The sequence below is a fragment of the Paenibacillus sp. J31R34 genome, from assembly GCF_059383715.1.
This window is the reverse complement of sequence record NZ_JBXENU010000005.1, coordinates 118,845-130,740: the sequence shown is the minus strand read 5'-3', so window position 1 is coordinate 130,740 and position 11,896 is coordinate 118,845. Positions and strand designations below refer to the sequence as shown.

General features: G+C 49.9%; 11 protein-coding genes. All 11 read right to left on the bottom strand.

From position 1 onward, the window contains the following. Window positions 1–20: 20 nt before the first annotated feature. Window positions 21–362 carry a lasso peptide biosynthesis PqqD family chaperone gene (locus tag AC50YG_RS15625; RefSeq protein ID WP_494827962.1) on the bottom strand — a complete coding sequence of 114 codons (342 nt, stop codon included), beginning with the start codon at window positions 360–362 and terminating at the stop codon, window positions 21–23. After that, window positions 355–1,305, bottom strand: a complete 951-nt coding sequence (locus AC50YG_RS15620; protein WP_494827961.1) for an HPr kinase/phosphorylase — start codon at window positions 1,303–1,305, stop codon at window positions 355–357. Before AC50YG_RS15620 ends, AC50YG_RS15625 begins: the two co-directional genes overlap by 8 nt. Window positions 1,306–1,485: 180 nt before the next feature. Continuing rightward, window positions 1,486–1,650, bottom strand: coding sequence for a paeninodin family lasso peptide (locus tag AC50YG_RS15615; protein WP_143088617.1), 165 nt, complete (start codon window positions 1,648–1,650; stop codon window positions 1,486–1,488). 2 nt (window positions 1,651–1,652) lie between these two features. Then, window positions 1,653–3,608 carry an asparagine synthase-related protein gene (locus AC50YG_RS15610; protein ID WP_494827960.1) on the bottom strand — a complete coding sequence of 652 codons (1,956 nt, stop codon included), beginning with the start codon at window positions 3,606–3,608 and terminating at the stop codon, window positions 1,653–1,655. A gap of 113 nt (window positions 3,609–3,721) precedes the next feature. Continuing rightward, window positions 3,722–5,059 (bottom strand): UDP-glucose dehydrogenase family protein, encoded by a 1,338-nt coding sequence (locus tag AC50YG_RS15605; protein WP_494827959.1) that lies wholly within the window; start codon window positions 5,057–5,059, stop codon window positions 3,722–3,724. Between the two features lie 117 nt (window positions 5,060–5,176). Continuing rightward, the gene (locus AC50YG_RS15600; protein ID WP_494827958.1) at window positions 5,177–6,367 is read right to left on the bottom strand and encodes a glycosyltransferase; all 1,191 of its coding nucleotides are present in this window, start codon (window positions 6,365–6,367) and stop codon (window positions 5,177–5,179) included. A gap of 2 nt (window positions 6,368–6,369) precedes the next feature. Beyond that, window positions 6,370–7,770, bottom strand: coding sequence for a sugar phosphate nucleotidyltransferase (locus AC50YG_RS15595; protein WP_494827957.1), 1,401 nt, complete (start codon window positions 7,768–7,770; stop codon window positions 6,370–6,372). Between the two features lie 18 nt (window positions 7,771–7,788). Next, window positions 7,789–9,033 (bottom strand): glycosyltransferase family 4 protein, encoded by a 1,245-nt coding sequence (locus AC50YG_RS15590; protein ID WP_494827956.1) that lies wholly within the window; start codon window positions 9,031–9,033, stop codon window positions 7,789–7,791. Next, complete coding sequence (locus tag AC50YG_RS15585) at window positions 9,030–9,596, bottom strand: WcaF family extracellular polysaccharide biosynthesis acetyltransferase (RefSeq protein WP_494827955.1); 567 nt, start codon at window positions 9,594–9,596, stop codon at window positions 9,030–9,032. Before AC50YG_RS15585 ends, AC50YG_RS15590 begins: the two co-directional genes overlap by 4 nt. Continuing rightward, on the bottom strand, window positions 9,593–10,753 hold the full coding sequence (locus AC50YG_RS15580; RefSeq protein WP_494827954.1) for a glycosyltransferase family 4 protein: 1,161 nt from the start codon (window positions 10,751–10,753) through the stop codon (window positions 9,593–9,595). Before AC50YG_RS15580 ends, AC50YG_RS15585 begins: the two co-directional genes overlap by 4 nt. Before the next feature lie 3 nt (window positions 10,754–10,756). After that, a complete protein-coding gene (locus AC50YG_RS15575; protein ID WP_494827953.1) occupies window positions 10,757–11,893 on the bottom strand; it encodes a glycosyltransferase family 4 protein in 1,137 nt (378 codons plus the stop codon). Window positions 11,894–11,896 lie beyond the last annotated feature (3 nt).

Genomic DNA, 11,896 nt, shown 5'->3' with positions numbered 1-11,896 from the left:
CCCTTTCCTTGAACTATTCACTAACCTGCCGTATCTCCTGCTCCGCCATTCTGTGCGCCCGCATTCGAGACAGGCTCAAGCAGCCCTTCCGCGTACAGATCCTGTAAAAAATCTGCCACCTGCTGGTCGCATGCCGCTGGCTCCACTTCATACTCTTTGAGCAACTGGGCCACAATGTCACGGCGTGTCACGGGCGACGCCGTCCGCTCCCAAATGATGCCGCCCAGCTTGCCCATGTTGTAATATTTGCCCGAAGACAGGCTTAACAGCACTTTATCGCCATCCATATCAGTAGCCAAATGACCTTCTGTCCGCTGGATAATCTGTTCAGGCTGCAGAAGCGGTCTAGCTTGTTTAGACATTTGCCTCACGTCCTTTCTGAGTCGCTGCTAGTATTAGATCAACCATTTCATAAGCGGAAAATGCTCCTTCTGCGGGACGCTGCAATTGATAAGCCTGCACGCTTGCTGCAAGCCGAACAGCAGCAGAAAAATGCCAATTTTGCAGCTTTAAAGGCGCAATTAGAAAATGTCGGAAGGTGTGGTTCAGCAATACAGGCAGCTTCGCTAGTGAATGCAGCTGTGATAGCGATACCGCATTTGCTTCTGTGCGCGAAAGCTCAAATACGGCGGCGAGTGGAAGTGGAGAGGCTAGAAAGCTGGCAGATAACGGAACAGCGAATTTGGATACGGAATAGGCAAGCGGCTTGTAAAGCTGACTCGTTCTTCCGAGCTGCTCGACACTTTGCTGCCACAGCTTTTGCTGCGGATAGGAGGGCATGACAATTGACGCGCCATTTGCGCCAGCCTCCGGTTCCTTTAAGGCAATTACATCATCACTAAGCAGGGCATAGCCACGGTCTATAAAAGCTGCGGCCAGCGTCGACTTTCCTGCCCCAGAGTCCCCTACGAAAGCATAGGCCTTGCCGTCTATGGCTACAGCGCTCCCATGCAGCGGCAGCTGCTTTCTCTGCAGGAGCAGCGCGCCTATGCATGTTCCAAGCAGGTAAAGTCGGAGCCTGCCCTCATCCATGTTTTCGCATGGCGCCACAATAATCCGTTTGCCCTCTTGAATGCAGAAGCTTGCGACCTCGTGAATATAAAAAAACAATTTTGCGCCGTGAACAACGTAATGATCCTGCGTTTGCTCCAAAATCGGCCACGTAAATTCTGGCTTAGCCAGCTCTATTTCAACATCTGCAAACGCTTTCGAATTTTCCGCCTCAAGCAGCTCAGGCAGCTCTATTTCACTGCTGATACATAAGCCGAAAGCGTCGTAGATTGCTTTTTTCCCAGTTACTATCATCGCGTTCACCCTTATATGAATAAAATCGCGTTGCTTCAAGCCATCAAAAGTAATCGTTTCGCGGTGAAACCTGTACTTTCCTATATTTGAACAAAATCAACAAAGTCCTTGTACAAGGATATCCTGCTGTATAAGGACCTTGTTGATCACTTTTACTGCATAAGTATAATGGATTTATTTCTAGGAAAAGGAAGTGCCTGGATCGATAGGGAACGGAGTTGGGTCATCAGTGACGTCAAAGTCCCCCGCTTTTACAAAATCAATGTAACGTGTACCTACGCCAGCCATCGTCTCGCTCACTTGCAGCGTTTCGAGAACCGGAGCTTGCCATTGTTGTTTCTCCATGCTTATTCACCTCCCTTCAAATTAAACTGCCGGACAAATCGGCATGCTACGAGGCAATGCAATAAATAACGGCTGTTTAAATCAACCGCGTATTCCGGCTTCGGCACTAAGCCGACCTGTTCCAGTGAAGCCCTCATCTGCTCTACATTGAAAAACTGTGCAAGATACGAATCGTTGCAATATTGCCGCAGTTCCTCTACAAATGCAGACCAAACCGGCGTCATGCGGTGAACCCAATCCGCTGCTTGAATGCCGCGCACCCGCTGGTTTAGCCGAATTTGATCAGGCAAATAGCTCGCCGTTGACTCGCGGATTAAAGCACGGTCGTAACCGTCATGAACGTATTGCTCAATCGGAACAGACAAGCAAAACTTCACAACCCGCGGATCACTGGTCGGGTCTCGTTCCCACAGCGCATAGCTCAGCGATAGCTTCGTGCGCTGCGTACCGCTCATATTGGTCATCGCCATATCCTGAAAAGGCCCCGGCTGCGCTTTAATCGCATCTTTTTCAAAAACGCTGCCTGCCCCTGCCTGCCGCTCCTTCAATCTGGCAAAGACGTTCATCCGCTTGGCAAATGCCGGATTGATCATGAGCGGCATCTCCTGCTGCCCATGAGCCTGGTCCCGAGGAAACAGCTTCGGATAGGCGTTTTTCCCAACATAATACATAAGCCGTTTTCGCCCGACTGCCTTGCGCTTGCCAAACATCGTCACTTCCCGGTACAGCCGCAGCCATTGCAGCCGCTTGAGGAGCAACGAATAATAATCGATGGCAGGCCCCCACGAGATTGAATGGTTTCCCATTGCTCCCGTAAGCAGAATGCCCATTCCCTGCTGCTGCGACTGCTCGTAAACCCCTTTAATCCAAAATGAATTTTCTGCAAATTTAAAGGGGATCTCCAGCATTTCCAGCCATTCATCCGCTTCCGACAGCGGGCTGCGGCCCTGCAAATCCAAATATTGATCGGTAATATTGCCGACAAACTCTACGGTCTTCTTTATAAAGGGACGTTCATCCGCCATATGCCGCCTAGACGTCCAATCCTGAAAATTCGGTTCTGGCACATAGCTGAAGGTATGCAGCTGCTTTTGCTGCGCCTGCAGCGATTTTGCCGCGAAGCTGACGACCGAGCCAGAATCGAGGCCGCCGCTAAGCGTTGCGCCTACCTTCCGAAACGTCCTCATCCGTGCATTGACCGCTTCCTGAAAAACCTCCTGGAAAGCTTCGGTGTACTCCTCACGTCGCTTCAGCCTCAGCTGCTGGGGGGACTCCACCTTGCTGTGCTGCCAAAAATCAAGCTTACCGTCCTTGATGCGAAAAGCATGCCCCGGCGGCACCTGGCGAATATGCTCATAGGGCGTTGCGAACAGGTCGCTCGACTCATGAACAATAGCAACCGCCAAATAATCAGCGAGCCAGCTTTCATTTAGCTTTTTCTCCACATGATGGGCGGCAAGCAGCGGCGCAATGGTGGTGCAAAAGGAGCTTTGCCGAGCATCAGAGTGGATATAAAGCGTACGGCTGCCGAACAAATCGGTCGTACCGAACAGCTCGGATTTGCGCTGATCCCAAATGATGAAGGCATAGTCGCCAATTAAATAACGCGGCGCCTCCTCTCCCCATTTGGCATAGGCCAGCATAATCAGCTCGCTATCCGGCATGCTGGCTCGCCGCTCGCGATCGATGAGCAGCTGCTCCCATAGAAATGGACGATTGTCGATCATGGCATCAGCCGTAATCGTTAGTCCCAGCTCTGCTGCATGAAAGGGCTGCGGCTGTCCGACCGATTCAGGCGTAATCCACTGGGCATGGCAGCCTAGGAAAACGCGTCCGTCATGCCAAGTATCGACGGCATCCGCTGGATATTTTTGCAAGGCTTGCATTAGGCGCAACCCCGCTTCTACGGAAACGGGAGCTTCGGAATCCTTCTGATAAATAGCGGCGATTGCGCTCATGCTTTGCCCCTCTTCTTTTTGATACTAACTGTATTTATTATAGCACATAAAGATACAATTTGTATCATTTTTGTCAAAACAATTATTCGTTTTAACCTATGCTTCACCATTTTTCATAGCGATAATAATGGTTTTTGTTCCTTTACTCCATGGTTCATATTGGGACGGCCAACCGAATAATAAATGAGCTGTGTATGGGCTAGTTCATGCTCACTATAAATGTTGCGCCCATCAATGAGATTAGGCGTTCGCAGCCAGGATTGAATACTTAATGGTTTAATATCGCGGAATTCCTTCCATTCGGTCAAAATGCACAGCGCATCCGCCTGAATTGCCGCTTCCTCCGGATCTTCACAGTATACGACACCCGATTCGCCAAATTGCTGGCGAAAATTAGCCGTCGCTATCGGATCATAGGCTTTGACTTTTGCGCCTCGCTTTACTAACGCTTCAATAATTTCAAAGGCTGGTGCATCGCGAACATCATCTGTTTCCGGCTTGAAGGCCAGCCCCCAAATGGCAACGGTCCGGCCCCCCAAATCGCCAAGCGAAGCTTCCAGCTTGCGAATGACGTTAAAGCGCTGGTCGCGATTCACATCGACGACCGATTTAAGCAGCTTGAAGTCATAATCCATTTGTCCGGCAATTTGAATAAGCGCCTGCGTATCCTTCGGGAAGCAGGAGCCCCCATAACCTATTCCCGCTTTTAAGAAAGATGAACCGATTCGCTGATCATAGCCCATTCCTTCCGCTACCTCCGTCACATCAGCGCCTACCTTTTCGCAAATGTTGGCTATTTCATTAATGAAGGAAATTTTGGCTGCAAGGAAAGCGTTGGAGGCATATTTAATCATTTCGGCGCTGCGAATATCGGTGCTCATGATATGCTTGGTGAGCGGCCTATGCAGCTCCGTCAAACACTTGCGCGCCGTATCGCCCGATGTGCCAATGACAATGCGGTCTGGGTGCAGCGTATCCTGAACCGCTGTGCCTTCCCGGAGAAATTCTGGTACGGAAGCGACCTCAAACGGATATGCCGTCTGGCTAGCTATAATCGCTTGAATATGTTCATTCGTGCCAACTGGCACCGTGCTTTTCGTAGCAATAATTTTAAAGCCATTCATGGCCAAGCCGATTTCGCGGGCTGCCTGTTCAATATAGCTCAAATTCGCTTTGCCGCTTGGCAGCGATGGCGTCCCTACCGCAATGATAATCATATCGGATTGCCTCACCGCTTCTGGCAAATCCGTAGTAAATTGCAAGCGTCCCTCCGCTTTATTGCTCGCTATAAGCTCTTTCAAGCCCGGCTCATAAATCGGCACCTCGCCCTTATTCAGCAAGGCAATCTTCTCCTCCAGGTGGTCAACGCAGATGACATCGTTGCCCAGCTCGGAGAAGCATACGCCTGATACCAGCCCCACATAACCCGTTCCAATTACAGCAAGCTTCATGCTGCCCACTCCTCTCCATATGCAGCAAGGGTGCCTGATCGCAGGCCGCTGCTTTATATACCTTCCCACTTACCCTTTGCATCCTTATACAAAGCCTTTTATAACTAACTCTACACGCTAAACCGAGGAGCGATAGGAACGAATGGCATTCGTTTCATTGGCAATCCGCTCAATCCATTGGATAATTTGGTATTTACACCGCTCATTCCTAGCGATAGAAGCGCGCTCGCTCCATCCTACCATTGCTAGCTGCGATAAGCTTTGCTGCACGTCCAGCTCTCTTAAAGCCTGCCAAGTTACCAGCATATGCGGATGCTTGCCCTGCAATGCTTGAAGCGTATTCCGATCCTCCGTCATGGATGATCTGACCAGCACAATCAAAGGCTTGCCAAGTGTTACCGCCTCCCCAACTACACCCCAGCCCGGCTTCGAAATGATGAGATCAGCTGCTGCCGCATAATTTTGCGACTCGGTGTAGCCTTGCGGAATTTGAGCAATATTTGGCCCGCTCACCTGCATATTTTCCGATACGATAAATACACAAGAATGATCGTTCCACAGCGAAAGCGAGTCTAGCGCTTCTGACTCCATTCCCATGCCTAGAGCAAAATAAATGATCGTTTTGCTGCCGTCCGGATTAAGCTCCTGCACGATCCGCTGCACTTCAGCAGCTTGCGGCGTTCGGCAATAAAAGCCTGTCTCTGGCTCGCTGCCCGTTGTCCATTTCCGTTCCACTAAATCCGATCCAGCCAGCGGAAGGAAATAATTCAGTTGTTCGTACGCCTGATGCAGCGGAGCCAACTGCTCCTGCTGCAGAAAAGCCCCATAGGCGGTATGCCAGGTGAAGTTGGATATGCCCACCGATTTCACTCCCGCGATCGCGGCTGCAGCTATCGGAATCGGAGAAATATCCGAAATGACCATATCCAGCCGCTCACTCATCATAAAATCAGCTTCTCGCCTTATCTCAGCTGAAAATCCCGCCATATATTGCTCATAACCAAGCTTGAACCTTTCCTGATCAGGCTCAACCGAGCCTGTGCCTCCGCCAAGCACATAGCCAAGATCCGATGAGCAGCTGCGGAACCCTAACCGTTCCGGGCTATATTCAGCGCTGTATTCCGCTAATGAAGCCTGGATAAAGGGAAGTGTTTTGCCCGAGCAGATCATAAGCCGGTAACGCCACGGCGAATAAAGCAGCAGCGTTCGAATAAGCGCGATGCTGCGCGTTGCATGGCCATAGCCATAATCTGAAATATAGTATCCAATCGTTGTTAAACGGCCGTTCGTATCCCGAGCACCAAGCATGGTTATACCTTAATGCAATGCTCGGACACTTCGTCCCAGGTATGATAAATTTCCACAACCTGATTGCGCTCCTCGGCCATGCCGCTTTGCACGACTATAATTTCAAGCTCCGTCAATGCACGGATGCTGTGCAGCATCTTCATCGGTATATGCAGCACATTGCCTGCTCCGACGCGCATAAAATTGCCATTTTGAATAAACTCTCCGCTGCCTTTGACGATGGTCCACACTTCCTCGCGCGCCGAATGCAGGCGATAGCTGAGGTTTTTGCCGAGCTGAATGCCTACGCGCTTCGTGGATACGCAGCGGCCATCCTCATAGGTGCGATCGTCAAGCACTCTTATCCAGCCCCATTGGCGCTCGATATACATTGGCCCCTGTTCGGAGCTGATAAAATCCTTAATGCGCGGACTCGCGCTTTTATCCGTCACCAAGATGCCATCGGGGCTTAGCGCAACTACGATATTCGACAAGCCGAGAATAGAAACGGGAATGTCGATTTCATTAATGAGATGCGTGTTAATGCAATCCTCGCTGATGATGCCCCTGCCTATTTGTTTGTTCTTCATTTCTTCGGTCAGCGTATTCCACGTGCCAAGGTCTTTCCAGCAGCCCTCATAAGGCAGAACGACGATGCTCGACGCCTTTTCGACTACTTCATAATCAAAGCTGATTTTCGGCAGCAGCTGGTATTGCTTTGAAAGCTCCTCATATTGAATCGGCAGCCCTCTGCTCGCCAGCAGCTCAATCACATAACCCAGCTTGAAGGCAAAAACGCCGCAATTCCAGTAGGCATTGTCTGCAATAAGCCGCTCAGCGATTTCCTCCGTCGGTTTTTCCCGAAAGTGGCTGACCGCAACATATTCCCTGTCTGTCTTACTTGCCATCGCTGTACCCGCTGCTGCTGAAGCAGCCTTTTCCGGTATAATATAGCCGTATTTGGACGATGGATAAGTTGGTTTCACGCCTATGAGCGCAATCTCGGCATCAGAGCGGTTCAGCACATCCTCCAGCTGCTTAACCGCTTCAAAAAAATGACTTTCCACATAAGGATCAACGGGCAAAATAGCCACTGCCTCATCCAGCCCTACTCCCGCATGGGAATATAAATAGGTGGCGGCAAGCGATATAGCCGCGAACGTATCCCGCCGATCCGGCTCAATAATGAGCGGAACCTCCGGTGAAATTTGGGTCTGCATCATTTCGATCTGGGCCTGGCTCGTGGCAATATAACTGGAATCGCCTAGGCCATTTTCATTAATTTGCCCCCATACACGCTGCACCATGGAAACCATTTCCCGGTTCTCATTTTCCAGCACCTTCAGAAATTGCTTCGATCTCGCATCATTCGATAACGGCCATAGCCGCTTGCCTGAACCTCCGGACAATAATACCAGCTTCATCATGGATTCCTCCCCTTCTTATATGGAAAGCAGCAGCTTGCGATACTTATTAAGCGATATTTCCTTGCGCAAATGCGCCTCCAAATAATCCCGGCCACTGAGGCCCAGCTCCTCCAGCTCCGCGCCGCCAAGCTCAATCATCGCATTCAGCTTTCGCGCAATCTCCGTATACTGCTGTGGCTCCGCCACGATGCCGCAGCCGCTCTCTTCAATAATCCGGCATGCCTCGCTGCCCTGCTCCAATACCCCTAGAACCGGCTTGCCGGCAGCCATGACACCATAAATTTTGCTCGGCACCGACACGCCCTTAATGCCCTTCTGGTTCACGACAAGATGCACATCCGCCGCATTAAGCGAATAACGAAGCTGCTCCTTCGGCTGAAAAGGTAGAAAGGCTACGTTCGCCAGCCCCTCCCGCTGCACATAATCCTGCATCTGCTTCTTCACAGCGCCTTCCCCGATGAAGGCGAAAATCACATCCGGGTAATCACGAAATCGGCTCGCAAGCTCAACCAGATTTTCCAAGTCATAATACAGACCTAAATTTCCGGAATACATAATGACGAATTTTTTTTGCCAATCCTGCTTGCGAAGAAACGCTTGAACCTGCGGATGCTCCTTGGACAGCGGAATTATTTCCTCTTCATTCGTCCAGTTGTTAATGACCGTATTGTCCGTCACTCTCCGGCTGGCAAAACGCTTAAAAAGGGTATCCTGCATGTCATAACCAACGGTAATAATATGATCGGCGTATTTGCAATTCAGCGTATCCACCCAGCGCGCCAATCCCAGCACCGCTTTATTGTTCATATAGCCTGCGGCGGCGGCCTGCTCAGGATTGAAATCCTGAATATTGTAAATATGCTTGGAGCGCTTAAGCGTCTTGCCAATGGTTCCAATCAACCCGCCCAAAATTGGCGGCTGCGATATCGTATATATGAAATGAACCTTTTTCTGCTTTAGCAGCTGAATATTGGCATGAAAAAAGTAGGATGCAATATAACGCAGCCTACTTGCTTTGCTCCGCTTATCCACCTTGGGCAGGCGAATGCGGATAATTTGAATGTCCTCCAAACGATCATAAACGATGCGACTTTTATCTCCCTTTGCTTCCGCTTCCTTCTCGCCCTGCTCGGACTGTGCCGCGATGACCGTAATGTTGAAATCATCCTGCAAATATAAGCAAAGCTCCGTCAGCAGCTGCCCCGTAGAAGCAAAATCAGGATAAAAATAATTTATTACGAATACGATATTAGGCTTCATGCCATGACCTCTTTCGCGAATCGCTCTCTTAAATATTGCGCCGGATAACCGGCATGAATTTCATTGGCCGGGATGCTTTTCAACACCGTGCTTCTTGCTGCCGCAACGGCCATTTCATGCAGGGTGACGCCGGGATAAACGAATACATCGCTCGCCACCCAAGCGCCGTCTTTAATGACAATCGGCCGAACCTCCAGCGAAAAAGCAGGATCATTGATTTTATGGCTGCCTGTGCATAAATAAGCATTTTGGGAAATAACGCAGTGGCTGCCCACTACAATTTCATCCAAGCTATAAAACTGGACATGATCACCGATCCAGGAGAAGTCACCAATGCTGACCTTCCAAGGATACGTGAACTTCGCCGTTGAACGAATTAATACATCTTTGCCGATATTCGCGCCAAACAGACGAAGCAGAATGCTTCGCCACGTATACATATTGTGCAGGGAGAACCGGAACAGCGTGCCTTGAATGAGCCACCATAACAGAACATACGCGCCGCTTCTGCCCCTTGAATAGCCAGCCTGCTCATACTGGTCCAAACGTATGAGATTTTTCATCCGATGTTCAACAACTCCTCATAAACCGCCGTCGTTCGTTTCACATATTGCTCCCGGGTGAAGGATTGCTGGAGCAGCGAATAGCCTTCTTCCCCCATCAGCTTGTAATTTTGTTCAAAAATGCTCGTTATCGCCTTTTGAAGCGCCAGCTCATCCTGCGGCGGAACGAGCAGGCCGTTAGCCCCATTCAGCATTTCTGGCACGCCGCCTACATCCGTCGCTACTATCGGTAGCGAAGCCGCCATCGCTTCCAGCAGCACCGTTGGAAAAATATCATAGACCGAAGGAAGCACGAACAAATCCGCCTGCTGCAGCAAATCGGCAACATCCCTGCGCATGCCGAGGAAATGGACATTGCCTAGCTTGTATTGCTGAGCCATGACGAGCAAGCCTTGCTTATACTCCTGATCCGTATCAAAGGCAACATCGCCTACAATGACAAAATGCAGGTTTTGCTCGACTTTTTTCCTCTTCATCAAGTGTGCAGCCTTGAGCAAATATTCAATGCCTTTCATCGGCGACAGCCTTGCCACCGTAATGACAATGCGGTCTGTCTCGGCCAAATTCAGCTCCTGGCGCAGCAGGCTACTGGCCGTTTCACTAGGCGCGGAGGGAGCGGCCACCTCAATGCCATTATGTATTTTAATTAGCTTCTTTGACGTATGGCCGCCCCACTGAAACATGATTTTGCTGCGTTCGCATAAGACGATAATGCGGTCATTGAACAGATGGTCCAAATAGCCGACAAATTTATAGGCGATCAGCGGCTTTCTCGGCAGCTCATGGACGGTTTGCAGCGTCGGAATACCGAGCATTTTACCAACAATATTGCCGCCAATGACTTCCATTTTGTGCGAATGAATGAGCTTAATTTGATATTGCTTGACGATTTTCCGCAGTGCCCGCATGGATTTGACCAATTTAACCGTATTGCGAAAATAATAAAGCGCATCGGTCGGCTTGCCAAAGACGGCAAGGGCTGCGAACAGCACCGTTGCTCCGCTCGCCTCATATTTTTCCACATAAGGGCTCCATTCCGGCAGCACCACATAAGGCTTGTATTTCGCCTGATCCAGACCTTGAACCAGCTGCAGCAGCACCGTATCCACACCGCCAACATGGCTTGCATACGGCTGAATATAAAGAATATTTTCCACCTGCTATCCCTCCGTTGACAAAGCCCGGTTTACGGCTGATGATACCGCTCTGGCATAATAATTCGGGTGCATTTTGCGCCACAGCCCAAACTTCAGCTTCCAGCTCGACTGAATATACCGTTTGTTTGCGAACACCCAGTCCATCGATTCCTTTAAGTTTTGCGGATCAAGCGGATCAATAATGAGACCATTTTGCTTATCGACGATAATGTCCTTCGTTGCTCCGGCATATTTGGACGCCAGTACAAACGTATTCGTGCTTAACGCCTCGTTGACGACGAGCCCCCACACCTCGATTAGGGAGGGAAAAATCAGGCAATCGGCTTCCACCAAATAACCAATCAGCTCATCCTTCTGCTTATAGCCTTCGAAGCTGATCTGCCCCGTTAGTCCATATTGCTCCACACATGCCTTAAGCTTCTGCTCATCCGGGCCCGAGCCGACAATGGTCAGCTGCCAGGCCGCATCGCTATGCGTTTGCTGGATGGCGTCAATAATTTGCGCGAGCCCTTTGCGTTCAATCAACTGTCCGATGAAAAGCAGCTTGATCGGCCCCTCATCGCTGCGCAGCTTGCTCTGCTTATGCTCGGTATATTTTTTATGGAAAAATCGAATGTCCACCGTATTATAGCCAATGACGATTTTATCCTTGCTGACGCCGTAATGCTCCAGGCATTCCGCTGACTGTGTACCGTATGTAATAAAGGAATCGGTTAGCTTGAAAAACACTCTGCGCACCGTGTTCACCAGTTTATTTTGCACCCGGCTGCTTTCCAGCGTGCTGCCCCACCAAATGATAAATTTTTTCCTAAACAGCTTGCTGTACAGCAGCGCCGACCAATAACCAAGTGAATCGTAGCCTGAGGTAATGACCACATCGGGATTATGCTTCATCAGCCGCAAAAAAATGCCGGGATTAAGATGAATGCCCATATCCAATTTTTGAATAAAAGCATGCACGCCCGGCAGACATTTGTATGCATATTCGATTTCGCCATAATCAATATTCCACTTGCGATTCTGCTCCTTCTCCTCCAAATACCAGACCGTCAGGCTCGTATTGTCATCACGGTGCAGCTTATTTAATACGGGTATGCGATAGGGCGCAATTGTATTGGTTAGAAGAAGTACCTTATTCATAGG